Origin of the sequence: Nostoc favosum CHAB5714 (assembly GCF_020829495.1) — a bacterium.
In the GTDB taxonomy this organism is placed as follows: domain Bacteria; phylum Cyanobacteriota; class Cyanobacteriia; order Cyanobacteriales; family Nostocaceae; genus Nostoc; species Nostoc favosum.
In genome coordinates, this window is record NZ_JAIVFQ010000106.1 from 1 (window position 1) to 21,470 (window position 21,470).

A 21,470-nucleotide genomic window follows, 5' to 3' on the forward strand; every position below is an offset into this window, starting at 1 on the left:
GTTGTCCAATACTCTGCCCTTAGTTTTTGCACCCGTTCGGTATATTTTTCGCTGGCGTGCAATGTTTTTTTTTACGCGTCAGATTCAGTTTTTGTGTGATTCTGCCCATTGTGGAACGACTTATTTTTAACTGAGTTTTTTGTTCTAATTGCTCACACAATTCCACTAATGTAGCATCATTATCTGACTCTACTAATAACTCTACTAATGCCAGTTGCTCATGATTGAGTTTCGGTTTTTGACCTCCACCCCGAGGCTTTGCCTCAACTGTTCCACTGTTACGGTATCGTCTGAGTAAACTTTGAACAAAACTCAAGCTGACACTAAATCTTTTTGCCAGTTGTCGTTGAGAGCCTTCTTGATTGTTATGTGCGTTAATTACTTTTTGGCGCAGATCGCTGGAGTAAGGTTTCATTCCACAGGTACTTAGACTTTAATATACTCCATTATCCTACAGTGTATTTGACTCAAGTAGGAACCGCTATAAAAGAGTAGGGGAAGCAAATCCCATGCCTTTTTCAAGTCTTCAGACCCTATTGAGCAGGAAAGCACCGGGTTATTTGCAAAAGTGGACACATCTAAATAAATATGGCAGAACTGGGCATTTTGTACTCCCTACAGAACTGACTGCTCATATTCCAGCGCCCTAATATTGTTACAGTCGATCAATTATCTTGGCATTTTCTGGCAACTTGGCGTCTCGTTGCCCAGCAGCACGCGCCCAAGCAGTGAACAAACCAATGGGAGTATTTAATAAATCTACAAGGGTGGCTTTACCCGCGATGCCTGCGGTGGTCACTGAGCTTTGTCGTTCGCGCAGCGTCTCGTAGAGAAGTGCGGGCTGCGCCAACGCCTTTTTCATATCCCTTGGTATTTCCTTTAATAACCAACGTGCCAAACGATAGCCGCATTCTTTGAGTGTAATATCTCGCATCAAATCTACACCGTGCAGTTCGTGTAGATAGCGATTTGAGCGTCCATAGCGCCGCCATTGACTTTGCAGTTCTTTAAGTGTATTGCGGTGGCGGTGCTGAACGATCGCATTCGGGGCAAATTCCAAACGCCCGATGTTTTCCCCCAAAATCCGCCAGCAAATATCGGCATCGCCACCAGTGGTAAGATAGGGACGAAATAAACCCGCTTTTTCTAAGGCATTGCGTCGAATCGCTAAATTAGCGGTTTGACCATAGGGACGAAAGGAATGGTTAAGGGTATGCTTTTGCGACAAAGTTTCTTGACGGTCTGCGTGCTGTTCTAGCAGAGTTATGCCTGGTAGTGCCAAAATTTCACCAGCGACAATTACCACTTCTTTGTTGACAAAAGGCTGAATTAATGTATGTAACCATTGCGGTTGTGGACGACAATCTGCATCAGTAAAAACGATAATTTCACCCGTAGCGGCGCGAATCCCAGTATTACGAGCAGAGTATGAGCTTTGAATTAGGTTTTCGCTCAATGGGCGGATTGTGATGGGGCAATTTTCGGCAGATGTTTTAAGGATGGTGAGAGTGCGATCGCTACTATTATTGTCCACTAACAAGTACTCTACCCGGTCTTTCGGGTAAGTTTGAGACAACAGACAATTGATTAACTCTGGTAAATCCGCCTCACCGTTATAAATAGGAACAACCACCGACACCATTGGTAAAAAGCTGGTGGCGGTGGTTGCATCAACTGGCTGATGATTCATAAATCTGAGATTTGGGAGATGGGATTACTAGCTAGTATTCCCAAACTAAAATCCTGGAACGGTATATCAAGCAGTTTTCTTGACACTCCCCGCAGCTATTGCCGAGGGGATTCTTGGTTCAACGAGTCCACTTAACCTAGACCCCTTGCGGTATCTAAGCCTCCTTGTGGTTCTCTCCCCTTCGCGCAGCGTCTCGAAGAGAAGCTTTAACTTTCGGTATGCCCTACCGTAGTTGCATTACTGCAAAGTTTGTTTGAAGTTTAATGCTGGTCGTCTAGCTCCCATGTTCGCGTTAGCGTCTCGTAGAGAAGATTTTACCTATTCCTGGGATGTTCTAGAACTGTGGAATAGAACCCTATATCTTCAATTGTCAAGGTTCAGCGTCTACGTGTTAGGTAGCAATAGGGTTTTTTAAATGGTTAATTACCCTTCCACTACAGTAACTATACCACATTACACTGAGGGCTAAAGCCCAAAAGCTAAGGTTTTCACCCCGGTTTACACGAAATACGCAACTACATTGCTTTTTCTCCGGGGTTTTCAACCTACCCTTTATAAACACCTGGCAACAAATCACTGGCGTCAATCTAAAATTTCAGTTTATCAGCGCGGCTCATGGGTCGAGTGGGCTGATTTGCTGGCGGTTGGGCAAAGTTGTTATTTGATAAAATTGCGATCGCACGGGCATATTGCGGATCACTCTTAGTTCCGATTAAATCTGGATTAGAAGCCAACTGCCGCTCTTGTGCCTCTGTCAAGTCTAGCTTGATATCTGGGGCAATCCCTTTATGGTTAATATCCGTTCCCGCCGGGGTGTAGTAATGGGCAATGGTGACAGCCAAGCCGGAACCATCTGCGAGTTCATGAACCGACTGCACTAAAGCTTTACCAAAGGTTTGACCACCTATGACTACCGCCCGCTTATTATCCTTGAGTGCCCCTGTGAGGATTTCGCTAGCACTAGCTGAATTACCATCCACTAAGACCGCCAAAGGACGATTTGTTAGAGCAGTGCGATTGGCTTTAGTTTCTTCAGTCCCGCCCACACGGTCTACTGTCTTGACAATGCCGCCGTCATTATACCACATCCGGGCAATTTCAATGCTCGCCTGTAACAACCCGCCAGGATTTCCCCGCAAATCCAAGACATAAGAATCAACTTTCTTAGTGTTCAAATCGCGGATGGCTCGTTGCATTTGTTCTGCGGCATGAGCGCTAAATTCTCGCAAACGGATATAGCCAACGCGGCGATTCCCTTCTTGCTTGAGGGTATAACGTACCGTTGGCACTTCAATATTTGCCCTTGTTAACTTCAAATCAAAGGCAGTTTGCCCCGCCCGTCCCAGCTTTAGCTTGATGGCAGTACCCGCTTTGCCACGAATTAGCTTAGAAGCATCATCCACTTTCATTTTGAGAGTGGGTTTGCCGTCAATTGCTAAAATTTCATCGCCTGCTTTGATCCCAGCTTTCAGTGCTGGAGAATTTTCTATGGCTTCGACAACAGTGAGGCGCTGAGTTTTTTCGTTCACTTCCATCCGAATGCCAATACCAGAGACTTCCCCAGATGTTTGGCTAGTCAGAGCTTCAAACTGTTTGGGGTCCATGAATCGAGTGTAAGGATCTCCCAACTTTTGTAAAGCTTCGCGGATGGCAGTATAAGCTTCTTCCCGAGAAGAATAGTCTTTGCTCAACAGGCTTTGCCTGGTTGCTTGCCAATCTTGTTGATTAAATTTGCCATCAACATATTCATGATTCACCAGTTGCCATACTTGGTCAACTATCACTTTCGGGCTGTCTTGTAGGGCTAGAGCGGCACGGACACCACGAGTCCAAGCGGTGCCGAACAAAGACATAGTAGCAGTAGTGGCGATCGCTCCACCAATCAAGGCTACTTGGAGCGGCGAGTAACTTTTCGCAGATTGGTTCATGTATATTAGCTGGAATAATTGTGTTATTGACAGTTTAGCAATCAGGCTTTCAAGAGACTTTTAAGTTTTTATACCCCAAACTAAGCTCTGCTCCCTTCATCATTTTTATCGTTGAATGATGCCGAAAATACTGCATTCTTAACAACCATTTCTCAGTTTGTTAGCCTTCTCCGGAAGGCTATACTGAACATGTGACACTTTGATCAGCGTCATTTTTGTACTTATTCATTACTTTTATAACATAGCACTTTGATTACTGAATTGCAGTACTGTTAGACAGCCATTAAATCAGCTTTTCTTACCTAAGTCATGAAACGTAAATTTACCATCAAATCGTTAATTTCTATTAAAAAAAATTTTGCTAATCTGTGGCAATCGTTACAAAAACTAACTGGTGGATTGTACTTTGTTTTGGGCACTTGGCTGATTTTTACCACTATAACCTTAGTTTTTGCTTCTTCGCAGCCAGTAGATGCTTTCTTTGTGCTTGGTGGCAGTATTCGTCGAGAAACTTATGTTGCCCAACAAGCAAAACAATACCCGCAAACCCCAATTTTAATTTCTCATGGTTCCCCAGACCCTTGTATATGGTTAATTTTTCAGGCGGAATTAGCAAGGTTACAAAACGTTTGGTTAGAAAACTGCGCGAATTCTACCTTTGAAAATTTTTATTATGGTATTCCAATTTTGCTACGTTGGGGAGTGCATAAAGTCATGTTGATTACCTCGCCAAGTCATTTACCCAGAGCCAAATGGATGGCACAGATTCTCTTGGGCGCTCATGGTATTTGGGTAGAGACAGAAATTGTTGAGGAGTTGGGTGTTCCTGGTAATAGTGAATCTTGGGCCAAAACTGGATTAGATGTAACACGCAGCTTATTTTGGGCGATTGTAAGTCAAATTATTCAACCGCAATGCTCAAATGTAACAAGACTTACCGAAGTAGATATGCAAGCTTGGGAGAATCGAGGTTTTCATTGTGAACACCAAGGCGGGTTGAGGAAATAAGGGGGATGAGGATTTATTAGAGGACTATAATGCTACTCCGTTTTTGGTAGCATGATAACACGGTTATCATGTTAATTATGATAGTATCATTTAAGGATCAAGGAACCGAAGATATTTTTGATGGCAATGACTCAAAGGAAGCTCGAAAGCAATGTCCTATATACTGTTGGGAAGTTGCCCGTCGAAAATTAGATCAACTTAATGCAGCGTTATCTCTAGATGACATTAAAGTTCCACCGGGTAACAGGTTAGAAGTACTAAAAGGCACTCGTAAAGGTCAGCATAGCATTCGGATTAATGACCAATATCGAATTTGCTTTATATGGACACTCCAGGGTGCATCAGAAGTTGAAATAGTCGATTACCATTAGGAGATAACAATAGATGAGAGTTCCAAAGTATAGACCCCCATCACATCCAGGTGAAATATTACTTAAAGATTTTCTAGACCCAATGGGAATAACCCAAAGAGAACTTGCAGATGCACTTCACGTTCCTTATCAGCGAATAAATGAGCTTGTAAATCAAAAGCGAGGTATTACACCTAGTACGGCAATAAGGTTATCAAAGTTTTTTGGAAATAGTTCAGAGTTTTGGTTAAACCTCCAACAGAATTGGGAACTTTACCACGTTCTTAAGGAAGAAGAAGAGGAGCTAAAAAGTATTTTGCAATTTAGAACCACGAAGTAGCGATCGCCTGGAAAATTGGGTGATGCATCCAAGGGAGAATTAATGTAAAATTTCCCAATCTTGGAGCATCGAAATAGCATCTCTATACAAAGACAAATCCACCTGATGAACTTCTATTCCCTTCCCGATTCTTTGTAGAAGAGTGATTGTTAAATTTCCTCCCAAGTGTTCACGGAACTCGGTAAGCCCCCTAAATAGACAATGCGGATGATCTAGCTGATCTAATTGTTCTGTCAGTGCTGATACATACAAGGTAAAGCCTAATTTCTTGAGTGTACTTAGAACCCTTTGCCACTCAGATTGTAAGAGTTGCCCTGTTAAATATGAATAGGTCGTATCTAAAGCAATGCCGATCGCTACAGATTCACCATGACGTAGGCTGTAATTAGTTAAATGCTCTAGTTTGTGAGCAGCCCAGTGTCCAAAGTCCAAAGGACGCGATGAACCCATTTCAAAGGGGTCGCCGCTACCAGCAATATGCTCTAAGTGCAATTGGGAACAGCGATAGATCAGCCTTTCCATTATGTCCATGTCTCGATTAGCCAATTTATCGGCATTAGACATAATGAAATCGAAGAAATCTATCGTAATTTTGAAGTGTGTTTACTTGAATTTATAAACTTAAAAATCACATCTATTAAAAACTTTATTGATTGCCTAAACTTTATATTTAAGATTGCTATGGATATCATTTATGGATATCATTATTACATTAAATTATAATTTTATTCCGTCAAAAAATTTGATGCTTTATCTAATTGAAATGGTATCTTTACAGTATCTTATTGAAAGTCAGGATATTTTTATAGATTCAGTGAAGTTATGATTTCAGTAGTATATTATCTAGCTGCTTGAATCACAAAGTATCAAGTTTAGTGCTAGATTTTATACTTGGTTGCCACAAAAAAGTTGGGCAACTTCTCCTGAAATTCATCATGAGTAAAGTAAACGAGTTACTGCATCACTGGCTGTTAAAGTCTGTTTCAGAGAAAGCTTTTGCTTGGCTGGAACAGAAGCGATCGCAGATTGCTAGCGGCGCTGCTGAGAGAGTGTTTTTTACGGCTTTTAGTGCTGTGCCGCGTTATCTAGGTAAACAGGATTTGCAGCTAACATTCCAGGACTTGGAAGCAGCAGAGGATGTGATTCCCGGTTGGTATCCTGGTCATTGGAGTGTAGATCAAGCAGGTCGTACACTCTTGCTTCTAGCTTTGCCCCATGATGATGCTGAGGGCTATGTGCGATCGCTTGATAAATTCTTCTCCACTGCCGATATGGGGGAGTTAGTTGTCCTTTATCAAAGTTTGCCGCTATTACCACATCCAGAGTTACATCGCCATCGCGCTGCTGAGGGAATTCGCAGCAATATGAGTAATGTATTTCAAGCGATCGCACTACGAAATCCTTATCCAGCAGATTATTTAGATGATGCTGCTTGGAATCAGATGGTGCTAAAAGCTGTGTTTGTCGGCAGTCCGTTGCATCTAATTTGGGGACTAGATCGGCGTGCTAATCCAGAATTGGCGAGGATGTTAGCAGACTATGCCCATGAACGTTGGGCAGCTAAACGCTCAGTTACGCCAGAACTTTGGCGATCTGTAGGACGGTTTGCGGATAGTGCAATCATCACAGATTTGGAAAAAGTACTGGCTAATGGGGATATACACGAGCAAGAAGCAGCAGCGTTAGCTTGTGCTGAGTCTGCTTTACCCCAAGCGCAAGCATTACTTTCCCGTTACCCAGATTTACAGTCATCCATTCAAAAAGGTAATCTGACTTGGAGCAGTTTTAGCCGCGATGGTCTTTTTGTTTACAAATGAAAGGGAGTGGGGAGTGGGGAGTGGGGATGAGGGAGATGAGGGAGATGAGGGAGATGAGGGGGAACAAGGAAAATAACCAATGCCCCATGCCCAATTCCCAATGCCCCATGCCCAATGCCCCATGCCCAATGCCCAATGCCCAATGCCCAATTCCCAATGCCCAATTCCCAATCATTAAAACCATGATGTTCATCGATCCTCACATTCACATGTGTTCGCGCACTACTTACGATTACTTAGTAATGCGGGAATATGGCATTGTCGCCGTTATTGAACCAGCCTTTTGGTTAGGACAACCGCGAACAAACGCTGGCACATTTAAAGACTACTTCAGTAGTCTTGTGGGCTGGGAACGGTTTCGTGCTAGTCAATTTGGCATCCAACACTACTGCACAATCGGCCTCAATCCGAAAGAAGCTAACAATGAGGCATTAGCAGCAGAAGTTATAGAACTGCTACCACTTTATGCCTGTAAAGAAGGTGTTGTTGCTATTGGTGAAATTGGCTACGACGACATGACAGAAGCAGAAGATAAGTACTTTTGTCAACAGTTAGCATTAGCCAAAGAACTCGATATGTTGGTGCTAATTCATACGCCTCATCGCAATAAAAAGGCGGGTGCTAGTCGGAGTATGGATCGCTGTATTGAATATGGCTTAGATCCTTCACAAGTAATTATTGACCACAACAACGAGGAAACCGTTGAGGAAGTATTAGGACGGGGTTTTTGGGCAGCTTTTACAATTTATCCACAGACGAAGATGGGTAACGCCAGAATGGTTGAAGTTGTCCGTAAATATGGACGTGATCGGATCATTGTAGATAGTAGTGCTGATTGGGGTATTAGCGATCCTTTAGCAGTCCCGAAAACGGCTCAGTTGATGTTAGATAGGGGTATTCCTGAAGAACATGTACGAGCAGTTTGTTATGAAAATGCCCTAGCTGCTTACAGTCAAACTGGGCAGATGCAAGCATCAGACTGGCTCAATCCCCAATCTATCGATCAGCGTCAGTTGTTCAATGGCAATTCTGTGTTGCGGGGACAAGAACCAGGAATCAAATCAGTTTCAGATTATGTGTTGATAGAGTAGAAAATGGGGAGAGACGCGATTAATCGCGTCTGTACTAGGGAGTGGGGAAGAGGAATTGTATAAATATCTGATTCATTTTTAATATGCGTTTTTTTGAAAAATTTATTAGGCACGGAGGAAAATAAGTGAATGTTGCAAGCTTAAATTTTCAAAGCTGGCGGGGTTATCTGGAATTGATGCGTCCTGCTAATATTGTTACTGCTTGGGCGGATATTCTTGTTGGCTTTGCTGCTTCCGGCGCTGGGATTATTTTGGCTCAATTAATCAATGGAGAAGCAAGTTTTACCATACTAATTCCATTAGCTTGGTTGTTATTGGCTACAACTGGTTTATATGGCGGTGGTGTAGTTTTTAATGATGTTTTTGATGCTGAATTAGATGCAAAAGAGCGACCAAATAGAGCAATTCCCAGTGGTCGCGTATCTCGTCAAAACGCTACTTTATTGGGGAGTATACTGTTTGCGATCGGGATTATAGCTGCTTTTCAAGTATCGTTGGTGAGTGGTGCGATCGCTATATTGATCACTCTTTCATGCCTACTGTATAATTCACTCGCCAAACATCATCCTTTTTTTGGCCCTTTAAATATGGGTTTGTGTCGTGGCAGTAACTTATTATTAGGTGTAAGTGCTCTACCCGCAATGATAGGAGAACGTTGGTATTTAGCGCTGATTCCTATTTTTTACATTGCTGCTATTACCGCAATTAGTCAGGGTGAAGTTCACGGAGGTAAGAAGATTACGGGAGTACTCGCATTACTGCTGATTGCAATAGTTTTGACGGCAGTTTTAGCTTTAGGATTATTAGGAGACTATGCAGCGATCGCAGCACTACCATTTGCTGTTTTATTAGCTATTCGAGTAGTGCCTAATTTTATCAAAGCTGCGCGTGAACCAGTAGCCGAAAATATCCAAAATGCCGTGAAAATAGGCATTTTATCTCTAATAGTTTTAGATGCAACTGTTGCATCTGGTTTTGCTGGTTTGTATTACGGCTTATTCATTCTAATTTTGCTACCATTTTCTATGAAGTTAGCAAAAGTATTTGCTGTTACTTAAATTTGAATGTATACACCCAGTAATACCATAAATCAGTTGTATGGGCGCAAGATGTGCGCCTATACAACTGAATATGTGGCAGGTATTTTGTGAAATAGTATAAGCCAAAGAAATTACATATACAAGGAATAAAGCTAGAAAATGAAAATTACAAAAAACAATAATCACTTAACTTATTGCAGCAATATTCACCCTGGTGAAAGTTGGCTAGAGGTTTCCGCAAATTTAGAAAAATATGTTCTCAATCTCAAATCACGTTTATCACCAACAGCACATTTTGGTATTGGTTTAAGATTAGCAGATGCAGCTGCCAAAGAGCTGTTACAAAATAATAACTTGGCTCAATTCCAAGCGTGGCTTAGTCAAGAAGATTTATACGTTTTCACTTTAAATGGATTCCCTTATGGCGGATTCCATCGACAGGTAGTGAAAGATCAAGTTTATGCACCAGATTGGTCTACACAGAAACGAATAAATTATACATTAAATTTGGCACAAATTTTAGCTACTCTATTACCAGAAGGACTTGATGGCGGGATTTCTACGCTGCCATTATCCTATAAACCTTGGTGGGAAAAAGACCAAGCAACTTTCGAGACAGTTCTGAAAAAGAGTTGTTTAAATATAGCATCAGTTGTTGTAGAAATGATTCGCATCTGCGAAGAAACAGGAAAGATACTCCATATTGATTTAGAACCTGAGCCTGATGGTTTAATTGAAAATACCTCAGAAGTAATTGATTTTTATCAAAATTGGCTATTACCAATTGGCGGTAATTACTTATCAGAAAAATTAAATATTGAACAGAGTCTAGCAGAAACTAAATTGCTAGATCACGTTCGGGTTTGCTATGACACCTGCCATTTTTCAGTTGAATATGAGGAACCACAATCCGTATTTGCGCGTTTCCAATCGGCAGGAATTAAAATTGGCAAAATTCAAATCAGCGCCGCAATTAAAGTAAAAATACCTGCTGATATTGAAAAGCGTAGTTTGATAGTTGAACGCTTACGTCCTTTTGCTGAATCTACTTATCTTCACCAAGTAATAGAACGTCGCAGTGATGGTACACTCCATCACTATCCTGACTTAATAACTGCATTACCGCATTTAGAACAATCTCTAGCTGAAGAATGGCGTACTCACTTTCATGTCCCAATTTTTATTCATGATTATCAAATTTTGCAGTCTACCCAAGATGACATTGCTACTGTTTTACATCTACTTAACACAAATAATGCTTGCTCACATTTAGAAATTGAAACTTACACTTGGGATGTATTACCAGCAGAAATGAAGATAGATTTGCTGACTTCTATTCAGCGAGAATATGAGTGGGTATTAAAAATAATTCGTAATTCGTAATTCGTAATTTGGAAATATTTCAACTGGCTTTTTTGGTTTAAATGTTTAGAGATGCATTATTGTGCTTTTCTAGTTAATTTTTTAATTTGGATAAGAGAGGATTAAGTTTATGCAGAAAACTGTTGTTCTAAATGTCGTGGGATTAACGCCCGGTTTACTAGGAGAAAACACACCGTTTTTATCTTCTTGGGCAGCTATTGGGCAAGTAGTCCCGATCGCAACAGTTTTACCTGCTGTAACTTGTTCTGTTCAGGCTACTTATTTAACAGGAAAATTGCCTGATGAGCATGGAATTGTCGCTAATGGTTGGTACTTCCGCGATGAATGTGAAGTGAAGTTTTGGCGACAATCTAATAAACTAGTGCAGGCTCCCAAAGTTTGGGAAATAGCTAAATCAATTGATCCAAACTTCACTTGTGCCAATCTTTTTTGGTGGTACAACATGTACTCTTCAGTCGATTATGCCATTACACCGCGCCCGATGTATCCCGCAGATGGGAGAAAATTACCTGATATTTATACCCATCCTAGTGATGTGCGATCGCAAATTCAATCTGATTTAGGAAACTTCCCTTTATTCGATTTTTGGGGCCCAAAAACTACCATTAGTTCTAGTCAATGGATTGCCAATTCAGCAAAATGGATTGAGGAACGTTACAGCCCTACATTATCACTGGTTTATCTGCCACATTTAGATTACTGTCTGCAACGATTTGGTCATGATGAAAAACACATCCAAGCTGATTTGCAAGAAATTGATGCTGTTTGTGGCGATTTAATTGAATATTATCAAGCACGTAATACTCAGGTAATTATTCTTTCTGAGTATGGCATTACCCCAGTCTCTAAAGCTGTGGATATCAACCGCGTATTACGGGAAAACGGTTTAATTGCTGTGCGGGAAGAATTGGGACGAGAACTGCTCGATTTTGGTGCTAGCATTGCCTTTGCTGTTGCCGATCATCAAATTGCTCATGTGTATGTGAATGATCCAGCATATATCCCGAAAGTGCGATCGCTTTTAGAAGCGACTGAAGGCGTAGCCCAGGTATTGGATGAAGAGGGTAAGCAAACCTACCATATTGCTCATCCTAGATCGGGAGAGTTGGTAGCGATCGCCGGGCCTGACGCTTGGTTTACCTATTATTATTGGCTCGATGATGCAAAAGCGCCTGATTTTGCTAGAACTGTAGATATCCACCGCAAACCTGGTTACGATCCTGTAGAACTTTTCCTTGATCCGCAAATTAAATTTCCTCAAGGAAAAATTGCTCTCAAGTTACTTAAGAAACAACTGGGTTTTCGCTACTTAATGGATGTGATTCCTCTGGATGCTTCTCTAGTACGTGGCTCTCACGGTAACATTAGCACTTCGACAGCTGAAGGGCCTCTATTTATCACCCATCAAACTCACCTAGTTGATACAAATCGCATTGAGGCGACAGATGTTTGCTCGTTGATTCTCAAACATTTGAATAGGGAGTAGGGAGTCGGGGTAATACGTTTCGGTTAAGAATATTGGTAGGTTGAGTTGAACTTTAGTGTTACCCAACAAACCCCACAATATGTTGGGTTTCGTTCCTCAACCCAACCTACTTTAAATCTTATACCATTTATTTGTGAAGCTGCGCCAAACCCTTTTAACTTCTTTCTTTCTTTGTGTCCTTTGCGTCCTACCCTGCGGGAAGCCGCTCCGCGTCTATGCGGTTCGTTTTTCTTTCTTCTTTCTTGTACTTAAATATGATTTAGCGCATCTTCATACAGAATTGGTATTACTCCCCAACGCTAGCTCTTAAGGGGCTGCGTTAGGTCTGTATTGGACTCAACCGAGAAGCGCTATAGCTGTCATGCGTAACAACTTATGTCCTTCAAAACCTCGTTTCTAGCCAGAGGCTAGAAATGCTTCTCATGGCGGCTCTGCCGCGAGTAAGAAGGCGGCAGCCCCCCTAGTAGGCATTCCCAGTCAGAGCAGGGGAACGAAGATAATCCCTAAAAGCTTTTTTTAAGCTGGCTTTCACCTTAAGTTGACACCAATACAGATATATGCATCACTACAGATTCCAAAAATACAAAACATTTTGTGGCAATCCATAGTCATATCGAGTATGTTTTATATATGAACTAGTTATGACTATGACTTAATTAGCTGCATTAGTGGGCAACCGCCTATCTGCTGGCTAAATTTTACTTTGGCAATCTCAAGAACTTAACGGAGAACTTCTTTATCCATGACTGAACCCCAACACTTAACAACTGCTGACGGTATTCCTGTTGCCGATAACCAGAACTCATTTACAGCCGGATCGCGTGGCCCTGTATTAATACAGGATTTCCACCTCCTAGAAAAATTGGCTCATTTCAACAGAGAACGTATTCCTGAGCGCGTTGTCCATGCCAAAGGTGCGGCTGCTCATGGTACTTTTACTGTTACCAATGACATCACGCGCTACACTAAAGCCAAACTTTTTTCTGAGATTGGCAAGAAAACGGAAGTTTTTCTGCGCTTTTCTACAGTCGGGGGAGAAAAGGGTTCAGCAGATGCCGAGCGTGACCCTAGAGGCTTTGCCATCAAGTTTTATACTGAAGAGGGCAACTGGGATATTACAGGCAACAATACCCCTATTTTCTTCATCCGCGACCCCCTGAAGTTTCCTGATTTTATCCATACCCAAAAGCGCAATCCTCAAACCAATTGCAAAGACCAGAATGCAAAATGGGATTTTTGGTCACTCAGTCCAGAATCGCTCCACCAGGTGACGATCCTGTTTTCAGATCGGGGAATTCCGAAAACCTATCGACACATGGATGGCTTCGGTAGCCACACCTTTAGTTTGATTAATGCTCAGGGCGAACGCGTCTGGTGCAAATTTCACTTTAAAACGCTGCAAGGGCATCAAACCTTGACGGAGGAAGAATCGGCTAAGATTAAGGGCGAAGATCCTGATCATGCGACTCATGATTTATTTGAAGCGATCGCTCAAGGAGACTATCCTAAATGGCGGATGTGTATTCAGGTAATGACTGAGGAGCAAGCGTCAAAACATCCAGATAATCCCTTTGACTTGACGAAAGTTTGGAAACAAGGAGAATATCCTTTAATCGAAGTCGGGATATTAGAGCTAAATCGTAACCCAGAGAATTATTTTGCTGAAGTTGAGCAAGCCGCTTTTAGCCCTAGCGCGGTGGTTCCGGGTGTTAGTTTTTCTCCAGACAAAATGCTTCAAGCTCGCATCTTTTCTTACCCAGATGCTCAACGGTATCGCTTGGGTGGTAACTATCAGCAACTACCTGTCAACCAGCCTAAATGTCCAGTGATGCATTATCAGCGAGATGGCTTTATGGCATCGGGAAACAACGGCGGTAGCACTCCTAACTATGAACCGAATAGTGCTGAGGGTACGCCTAAAGAAAATCCAGCTTATGCAGAACCACCTACCCATTTGGGCGATGTCACAGTCGATCGTTACAGTCATCGTGAAGGAAACGACGATTACACCCAGGCTGGTAATCTTTATCGGTTACTAACTCCTGAGCAGCAAGAGCGTCTTGCTAAAAATATCGTCGGTAGTCTGAGTCAAGCGAGACAGGACATCCAAATGCGTCAACTTTGCCACTTTTTCCGGGCAGATATTTCTTATGGTCGTCGTGTAGCTGAAGGATTGGGCATTTCAATTGATCCCTCAATGTTTTCTGCTACTGCTCAACCTGTAGCCTCGTAGTTTCGTAGGGTGTGTTATGCCGTAGGCTAACGCACCGAAAACCTGGATGGTGGGTTACGTACTTAAGCTAGATTCAAATCCCCGACTTCTTGAAGAAGTCGGGGATTTGATCAATGAAAACAAACTCATTAACGGAGTTCAAAGGCTCATTAATGGAGTTCAAAGGCTCATTAATGGAGTTCAAAGACTCTTTAATGGAGCTAAAATACTCATTAATGGAGTTCAAAGACTCTTTAATGGAGCTAAAATACTCATTAATGAAGCTAAAATACTCATTAATGGAGTTCAAAGACTCATTAATGGGGTTCAGAGACTCATTAATGGAGCTAAAATACTCATTAATGGGGTTCAGAGGCTCATTAAATAGATAAACAAAAATATTTACAGTCATTACGATCGCTCCCATCGCAAAGCATATCGTAGAAAAGTAATTCTAGGCGTTGCGATCGCAATGACATTGTGTAATTAATTATATTCCTGATAAAGAGTTAGTTGGAAAGCTGACGTTGCTTTCAACTTTGCCTTAATTTAGAAAATTATTCAATATCATTCAAGGGTTAAAGAAGTTTGAAATCGGAAATTTTGGCTTTTTATTCCCTAAAAATTGACAAAAAGGAAGGTTTTGCTATGAGAATAAGTTACCTTTGAATTGTTCAACTCCTTTGTCTGGCTAATGAAAAAAATTGTAAAAATCATTGCCTCAATAATTATTACTGTATATGTAGCATGGTCGGTTTTTAACTACTATTGGTATAGTGATTTTATCCCGGCGAAAATTGGGATAACCTACGCCATACACATTGGCGGTGTGAGTGATATTCGAGAGGGTTGTGGCGCAGCTATATTTCGACTATCAGATGCAACTGCGGATGCCATTTCCCGCAAAGGTCTCGATTTTTTTAAAGACGCTATCTATTCAAGAAAAAGCAAAGCTCGTCGCTATACCTATAGTTCATGGAAAGAAACACCAGTTCCCAATTCATGGACGAGTGAAGGCACTTGGCCAGGTTTGGGTTGTTCGGGTGCAAGTCACTCACTGTTGTCTCAAATCCTTCTCGCTGCTTCTCAAAAAGGAAGCTACTACTCCTCCAAAGACGAAGCAGAGATTGTTGTAATTCCAAGTTTTAAATTGGTAGTCTTTTCTTATTTTGGCTAGCCCCGCCAATCCAAATGTCAGGACGTTGGGCGTGAATGTTTTGCTCAATTATCTGAAAGGTTTCGTTGTATTCTCGTTCCCTAATGCCTATGCCATGTACAAATATTATGGTGGTCATTGTGATATGGGTGGCTACGCCTACGCAAAGCTCTCCTCTGTATTATTCCTCACTACTTTCTCTGACACAAGTTGATTTTATTCACTTGATTTATTAAAAACTTCTAAAATCTGTCGGCAAATCTGTTTGAGCTTATCCTCAATTTCATCAGAAGGCGAAGATGCGCCGACAATACTCCAGTTATCTACCGTAGAAAGTCGCCACGCTTCACCGCGATGATCAAATCCAGCTACCTCCACGCCGATCGCACGGCGGGAATTATTGATGGGATCTTGATAAAATCGGATTTGAATTAAAATACTGCGACTTCGCCAAGATTTGCTGATACCAGGAAAGTGAAAGCCAATATCTATAGAGTCTGGATCGACTAACTCTCTGGTTTCCGGGTCATTCTTCCAGGGTTTGAGATCAGATTTGGCATCAGGAAACTCGAATTTGAACAAATTAACCACCGTAGCAATGTTGCTGGCGAGTTCAAGGTTCGTTGCCTGTTCAGCTGCGTTCACTAAAAAATACTCCTATATTGCGTCGGCATCTTCCGGGATGTGAAGACAGAAAAACCGCCAGAAGGGCTTATATTATTGGTGTTTCAGCTTATCAAGACCTTTGAGATTTAGCAACTCTAAATCATACTTCCCTAACAATCCTGGTTACTAGACAGATACCAAAAATCGCTTCTTGTTGGGACTGGCTAACACCTATTAAGTAATTATACTTAAAAAAATCCTCAAAAGCAGGTGAAACCCTGTTTTTTGTAAAAAATATCAAGATTTTCTGCAAAATCCTTGGCTGATAAGAACGATAAATTGCGCTAGCGATCTAAAATGACACTGTTAATCGGCAAAAAAACAGTAATCAAGTTGAATGTATGGTGCGTCAACGCTCGATTTTTTCATTTTTCCTAGTATTATTGGCCACATTCCTAATTAGTTGTGGCGGCCCTAGTGTCGCGGTGGCACCTCCTACTTACACAGCAACACAACTTGAAAGAATTCAAGCATACGTTCCTGACATTCAGGCTGTGCGCGATCGCTCACAAGAGTTGAAAACCCTGATCCAAAGAGGTGATTGGATCAATGTGCGTAACTTTATACATGGGCCCATAACAGAAGCAAGACTGAACCTGACTTATGTCACTCCCAACCTTCTGCCCAAAGACCAACCCGCAGCACGTCAGATAACGCGAGATTTGTTTAACGACCTGGTTAAACTTGATAAAGCTACTAGTGCTGGCAAACCTCAACCTGCCTTGACTAGCTCTGAAGCTGCTTTTGCAGACCTTGACAAATTCCTCAATCTGCTTCCTAAGAAAGAAGAGGGTTAAAAATTAGAGACGCGATTAATCGCGTCTGTACAAGAGTTAGGAGTTAGAGACGCGATTAATCGCGTACAAGAGTTAGGAATTTTAAATTTTTAACTCCTCACTTCTAACTCCTAACTTCTCATTTAAAGCACAAGTCATGAATGTAGTTATTATCGGTTGTGGTGTGGTTGGGGCTGCGATCGCCTATGAACTGAGTCAAGTAAAAGGGCTGAAAATCACAGTTTGCGATCGGCAACCACCAGCACAAGCTTCCACAGGCGCTGCACTTGGCGTTTTGATGGGCGCAATCAGCCAAAAAATAAAGGGCAAAGCTTGGCAGATGCGACAAACTAGCATCCAACGCTATGACACTTTGATTCCTGAACTAGAAGCTTTAACAGGTCGCAAAATCCCCTTTAACCGCCAGGGAATTCTCAGTCTTGGTTTGGAAGAGGAGAATTTAGCAGCATGGGAAAAACTTGTAGAAGTTCGCCACTCTCAAGGCTGGCATTTAGAAATATGGGATAGGGCTAAACTCCAGAATATCTGTCCTCAAATTAATAACGAACAAATTACTGGCGCTGTCTATTCTCCTCAAGATCGTCAACTTGATCCAACTGCTCTCACATTAGCTTTAGTTGAGGCTGCCCAGCAAAACGGTGTGACTTTCAAATTTGGTGTGGCTGTTTTGGATGTCCAAACCTCACCACCTGAATCTTCTCCCCAATTTTGCAATCAACTTGAGACTACAGAAGGAAAAATAGCGGCTGATTGGTTTGTAGTCGCAGCAGGGCTAGGTTCAACACCACTGACAGCAAAATTAAATCAAATAATTGATATCCGCCCCGTACTTGGGCAAGCATTGCAAATGCACGTAGGGCATCCGTTGGGTAATCCAGACTTCCAGCCAGCGATAACGGGTAACGATGTGCATATTGTTCCTGTGGGCGGTGGAGATTATTGGGTGGGTGCAACTGTGGAATTTCCCAACAATGGCGATGAGATACCGCCAAATCAAGAACTGCTGGAATCCGTTAGAGAAGAAGCGATCGCATTTTGCCCAGAGTTAGCCACAGCAACCATTCTCCGCACTTGGTCGGGGTTACGTCCCCGTCCTGAAGGTCGCCCAGCCCCAGTTATTGGTAAGTTACCAGGGTTTAGTAACATCCTCCTAGCTACCGGACACTATCGCAACGGCGTTTTACTAGCACCCGCTACGGCTTATGCGATTCGTGAGATGATTATTCATCAGGAAGTGGGGAGATGAGGGGGATGAGGGGGATGAGGAAGCAGGGGAAGCAGGGGAAGCAGGGGGAGAAAGAATAACTAATGACCCCATGCCCAATGCCCAATGCCCAATGCCCAATGCCCAATGCCCAATGCCCAATGCCCAATATAGGAAAATAGCGTGTCAATAACAGAACATAAAATCAATGTAGATTCACTGGAATGGTTTTATCGGGAATCTTTACCAATCGGTAGAACTGACTTAGCGCCTGTATTGTTGCTACACGGCTTAGTCTCACAAAGTTATAGTTGGCGTAATATTATACCTGCTTTGGCGAATCAGGGTACAAGAGCGATCGCACCAGATTGGATTGGTTACGGCAATTCTTTAAAACCAGAAAAACGAGATTTTGCTTACACTCCCGATGCTTTTATCACAGCTTTAGAAGGATTTGTTAAAGCGCTAGAACTTGAACATTTTTCTTTAGTTGTCCAAGGTTTTTTAGGTTCTGTAGGACTACAATATGCTTTGCGTCATCCAGAACAAATTGCCAATTTAGCTATTTTAAATACACCAATTTCAACTGCTGCCAGATTACCCTGGAAAATTAAACAAATGGGTTTACCTTTGGCAGGTGAAGTAATGACCCAAGACCCGCTTTTAGTTGACCGGACGCTAGAAGGTGGAAGCCGTTATCGCATAGGAGATAAGGAATTAGATGTTTATCGAAAACCATTTTTAAAAAGTTCTTCATCTGGGCGGAGTCTCTTATCAAGTATTCGCAATTTACAGCTTGATTCAGCAATGAAAGAAATCGAATCTGGCTTTAAAGAATGGCAACAGCCAATTCTGATTCAATGGGGTATAATTGATCCTTGGTTACCCGTAGAGATTGCCCAAAATTTTGCCAATTCTGTACCAAATACCGAATTAATAAAACTTAATAACGTTGGACATTATCCTCAAGAACACTACCACGAAGCGATTTTGGAAGACCTTTTACCCTTTGTGCGTCGTAAAGATGCTCATTGAGAATATACCTCTGGCAAAAGTCCCTAACACCCCACCCCCAACCCCTAAGAGCTCTTCGGGAGGGGAGACAAAGCGTAGCTTTGGCGGGGTGGGGTTCTTATTTTGGATTTATGCAAGAGGTCTAATATACCTCTGGCAAAAATCGATATTATAAAAATGAACCAAGATTACCACAGATAAATCATAGATATTTATCTGTGGTAAAAAATAAATTCTGGATTTTTGCTAGATTGATAAATGTTATCCCCGCCTGCATTTGTGAACTTTTTATTACCATTAAAAATGCATCACAGCCACAAGTAAAGGAGATTAGTATTCATGGCTTATTCATGGTTTAAAGCATTTCATATTGTTGGATTTGTAGTTTGGTTCGCTGGTTTGTTCTACTTAGTTCGTCTTTTTATCTATCACGTTGAAGCGAACCAAGAGGCTGAACCAGCGCGAACGATACTGAAAAATCAGTATCAAATTATGGAAAAGCGTCTCTACTCTATCATCACCAACCCAGGAATGTACGTGACGATCGCAATGGCCATCGGTTTATTAACCACTGAACCGGACGTTTTAAAAGAGGGTTGGTTGCACATAAAACTGCTGTTTGTTGCCATTTTAATTGGCTATCATCATTACTGCGCTCGGCTGATGAAGAAATTAGCAGTAGATGAATGTGGCTGGAATAGTCAGCAATTACGTGCTTTAAATGAAGCACCCACAGTTATGTTAGTAGCGATCGTGTTGCTGGCTGTGTTTAAGAATAATCTACCTACAGATATCGCTGCTTGGGCTATTTTCGCCATGATTGTTTTGATGGCAGTCACTATTCAACTTTACGCCAAAAAACGCAGGCAAGATAAAGAAAAATTGACGGCACAGATAGGGCAACCACAAGAACAAAGTTAGACAAACCTCTCCCTGCCTTGAACTTTAGTTCAAGTCTGTCCCTCTCCGAGTCGGAGAGGGAAAAGTTTTGTCTTTCACGTTAAGTTGACACTTATAACAGCTGTGCTACCCTGCCAAAGGTTGCATCACAACAACAAATGCTACCCATTAACTATTACCTCATCCTGGAAACGTTTACAGTAAATCATCCCCAGGAATCACGGTAGTGTAAAAAGTATATTTGCGATTAGCGACATAACGGCGGTCTTGTTTAATAATCGCCATAAACTCTCTATGTCCCTCACGAGTCCGTCCTACTAAACAACCCGCGCTAGCAAGGCGAATATCATTCCGGGGAAAATCAAAGCCGTAGTGTTGATTCACATAAAAATTATCACCTGTATCAAGTTTGTCGCCAGTCCGTTTAAAATCTTGGTTGAAATCTCTACAAACAGTTATATCTCCAACTTGCACTAATGCTTCGTGAGGCTCTGCTGTGCCGTGAGTACCAACAGCCCAAGCTTTGTATTGTCCAAACTGAATCCTAGCTGCTCCTTTGGGATTCATCGGATTATAAGTGTAGTACTTCCCTGGTTCTGTAGTAGCTTCCCAGTGATCTACGATTTTGGGAACGCCATTTACTACTTCAATAACAATCCGCCGATCGTTAAATTGATTGGGTGTATCACTGTTGAGATTCCAGTCTGCATCTATGCCCTCTACATAAACAATGTTGTATTCTTTTGGATTGGTAAATACCTGATAACCTTTGGATAGCATATATTTCACAATCTTACTAGCGATGTCATTGCCTAGTTTTAAAGGGGGTTTAGGAAGATCATCTATTTTGGTTTCAATTAGTTTTTTGGCTGTGACTGCTCCTAAAAAGCCACTCTCTTCAGTCTTTGTTAATTCTTGAAATTTTTTGAGAGATATCACAGAAACAGGGCCAAATTTACCATCTGCTGGAGGTTCCAGTAAACCTAAGCCGATTAACAGTATCTGAATCTGACGAGCTAAGTCTGCATCCTCAGCGATCGCGTCGAATGCCCATTTCTCATCTTTTCCCAAGAAATCTTGTAGTTTCATTATGCACCTACCTTAATTTACTTACTTCTAAGTATAAACATCATTTTCACGATTGATTTTGTTTGAAACAATACTCTTAAGTAAACAAAAGTATAAATTCAGAACAAGCTTGTTTATAGAGCAATACGGTTGCGATCGCTAGCTCAAACCCCATCGATGATTCGTTGTCTGCGTGATTAAACTCAACGGAATTGTCACCAACTCCGTTGGTCTTCAAAACCGTGCATGAGACTTTCACCTCACACGGCTCCTCAATGATTTGACGCTTGTCATGCGTACCTAACACCATCTCTGGCGGT

General features: G+C 41.8%; 20 protein-coding genes and 2 pseudogenes. 14 read left to right on the forward strand and 8 right to left on the reverse strand.

The annotated features are described in order from the left end of the window. Positions 1 to 19: 19 nt before the first annotated feature. The 3 genes from LC586_RS33900 to ctpB form a co-directional block, all read right to left on the reverse strand. Entirely contained in the window at positions 20 to 415 is a 396-nt protein-coding gene (locus tag LC586_RS33900; RefSeq protein ID WP_100903409.1) for a helix-turn-helix domain-containing protein, read from the reverse strand. Between the two features lie 240 nt (positions 416 to 655). Beyond that, positions 656 to 1,690, reverse strand: a complete 1,035-nt coding sequence (locus LC586_RS33905) for a glycosyltransferase family 2 protein (RefSeq protein ID WP_229489878.1) — start codon at positions 1,688 to 1,690, stop codon at positions 656 to 658. Positions 1,691 to 2,277: 587 nt separating this feature from the next. After that, entirely contained in the window at positions 2,278 to 3,618 is a 1,341-nt protein-coding gene (ctpB, locus tag LC586_RS33910) for a carboxyl-terminal processing protease CtpB (protein WP_229489879.1), read from the reverse strand. 309 nt (positions 3,619 to 3,927) lie between these two features. On the opposite strand from ctpB, the gene LC586_RS33915 reads away from it, so the two are divergent. The 3 genes from LC586_RS33915 (at position 3,928) to LC586_RS33925 (ending at position 5,316) form a co-directional block, all read left to right on the forward strand. Beyond that, positions 3,928 to 4,626, forward strand: coding sequence for a YdcF family protein (locus tag LC586_RS33915; RefSeq protein ID WP_229489880.1), 699 nt, complete (start codon positions 3,928 to 3,930; stop codon positions 4,624 to 4,626). A gap of 77 nt (positions 4,627 to 4,703) precedes the next feature. Next, positions 4,704 to 4,997 (forward strand): type II toxin-antitoxin system RelE/ParE family toxin, encoded by a 294-nt coding sequence (locus tag LC586_RS33920; protein WP_229489881.1) that lies wholly within the window; start codon positions 4,704 to 4,706, stop codon positions 4,995 to 4,997. Positions 4,998 to 5,010: 13 nt separating this feature from the next. Further along, positions 5,011 to 5,316: a HigA family addiction module antitoxin gene (locus LC586_RS33925; protein WP_109009071.1), complete on the forward strand. Its 306-nt coding sequence runs from the start codon at positions 5,011 to 5,013 to the stop codon at positions 5,314 to 5,316. 39 nt (positions 5,317 to 5,355) lie between these two features. Here LC586_RS33925 and LC586_RS33930 read toward each other — a convergent pair. Beyond that, a pseudogene (locus LC586_RS33930) lies at positions 5,356 to 5,898 on the reverse strand (3-dehydroquinate synthase family protein); the annotation flags it as partial. 353 nt (positions 5,899 to 6,251) lie between these two features. Here LC586_RS33930 and LC586_RS33935 point away from each other — a divergent pair. From LC586_RS33935 to LC586_RS33960, 6 genes are all read left to right on the forward strand, one after another. Beyond that, positions 6,252 to 7,133, forward strand: a complete 882-nt coding sequence (locus LC586_RS33935) for an EboA family metabolite traffic protein (protein ID WP_229489882.1) — start codon at positions 6,252 to 6,254, stop codon at positions 7,131 to 7,133. Between the two features lie 53 nt (positions 7,134 to 7,186). Continuing rightward, a complete protein-coding gene (locus LC586_RS33940; RefSeq protein WP_229489883.1) occupies positions 7,187 to 8,224 on the forward strand; it encodes a TatD family hydrolase in 1,038 nt (345 codons plus the stop codon). 125 nt (positions 8,225 to 8,349) lie between these two features. Further along, the gene (gene eboC, locus LC586_RS33945; protein WP_309143419.1) at positions 8,350 to 9,282 is read left to right on the forward strand and encodes a UbiA-like protein EboC; all 933 of its coding nucleotides are present in this window, start codon (positions 8,350 to 8,352) and stop codon (positions 9,280 to 9,282) included. 141 nt (positions 9,283 to 9,423) lie between these two features. Beyond that, the gene (gene eboE, locus LC586_RS33950; RefSeq protein ID WP_229489885.1) at positions 9,424 to 10,647 is read left to right on the forward strand and encodes a metabolite traffic protein EboE; all 1,224 of its coding nucleotides are present in this window, start codon (positions 9,424 to 9,426) and stop codon (positions 10,645 to 10,647) included. Between the two features lie 109 nt (positions 10,648 to 10,756). Continuing rightward, complete coding sequence (locus tag LC586_RS33955; protein ID WP_229489886.1) at positions 10,757 to 12,133, forward strand: alkaline phosphatase family protein; 1,377 nt, start codon at positions 10,757 to 10,759, stop codon at positions 12,131 to 12,133. 742 nt (positions 12,134 to 12,875) lie between these two features. Continuing rightward, entirely contained in the window at positions 12,876 to 14,366 is a 1,491-nt protein-coding gene (locus LC586_RS33960; RefSeq protein WP_229489887.1) for a catalase, read from the forward strand. A 73-nt stretch (positions 14,367 to 14,439) separates the two neighbouring features. Here the strand turns inward: LC586_RS33960 and LC586_RS33965 are convergent, their stop codons facing one another. Then, positions 14,440 to 14,757, reverse strand: coding sequence for a hypothetical protein (locus LC586_RS33965; RefSeq protein ID WP_229489888.1), 318 nt, complete (start codon positions 14,755 to 14,757; stop codon positions 14,440 to 14,442). A gap of 282 nt (positions 14,758 to 15,039) precedes the next feature. On the opposite strand from LC586_RS33965, the gene LC586_RS33970 reads away from it, so the two are divergent. After that, on the forward strand, positions 15,040 to 15,522 hold the full coding sequence (locus LC586_RS33970) for a hypothetical protein (protein ID WP_229489889.1): 483 nt from the start codon (positions 15,040 to 15,042) through the stop codon (positions 15,520 to 15,522). Between the two features lie 195 nt (positions 15,523 to 15,717). Here the strand turns inward: LC586_RS33970 and LC586_RS33975 are convergent, their stop codons facing one another. Continuing rightward, entirely contained in the window at positions 15,718 to 16,146 is a 429-nt protein-coding gene (locus tag LC586_RS33975; RefSeq protein WP_229489890.1) for a Tery_1686 family protein, read from the reverse strand. 350 nt (positions 16,147 to 16,496) lie between these two features. Between LC586_RS33975 and psbQ the strand changes: the two are divergent. The 4 genes and pseudogenes from psbQ to hemJ form a co-directional block, all read left to right on the forward strand. Then, positions 16,497 to 16,964, forward strand: a pseudogene (gene psbQ, locus LC586_RS33980) (photosystem II protein PsbQ); the annotation flags it as partial. Positions 16,965 to 17,100: 136 nt separating this feature from the next. Further along, complete coding sequence (locus tag LC586_RS33985; RefSeq protein WP_229489892.1) at positions 17,101 to 18,210, forward strand: NAD(P)/FAD-dependent oxidoreductase; 1,110 nt, start codon at positions 17,101 to 17,103, stop codon at positions 18,208 to 18,210. 141 nt (positions 18,211 to 18,351) lie between these two features. Then, positions 18,352 to 19,203, forward strand: coding sequence for an alpha/beta fold hydrolase (locus LC586_RS33990; protein WP_229489893.1), 852 nt, complete (start codon positions 18,352 to 18,354; stop codon positions 19,201 to 19,203). A 318-nt stretch (positions 19,204 to 19,521) separates the two neighbouring features. Then, a complete protein-coding gene (gene hemJ / locus LC586_RS33995) occupies positions 19,522 to 20,103 on the forward strand; it encodes a protoporphyrinogen oxidase HemJ (RefSeq protein WP_229489894.1) in 582 nt (193 codons plus the stop codon). Between the two features lie 174 nt (positions 20,104 to 20,277). On the opposite strand, the gene LC586_RS34000 is transcribed toward hemJ, so the two are convergent. Both LC586_RS34000 and LC586_RS34005 read right to left on the reverse strand, forming a co-directional pair. Continuing rightward, positions 20,278 to 21,171, reverse strand: a complete 894-nt coding sequence (locus LC586_RS34000; RefSeq protein ID WP_229489895.1) for a peptidoglycan-binding protein — start codon at positions 21,169 to 21,171, stop codon at positions 20,278 to 20,280. A gap of 76 nt (positions 21,172 to 21,247) precedes the next feature. Then, a partial coding sequence (locus LC586_RS34005) for a hypothetical protein (RefSeq protein ID WP_229489896.1) occupies positions 21,248 to 21,470 on the reverse strand: 223 nt, incomplete at its 5' end.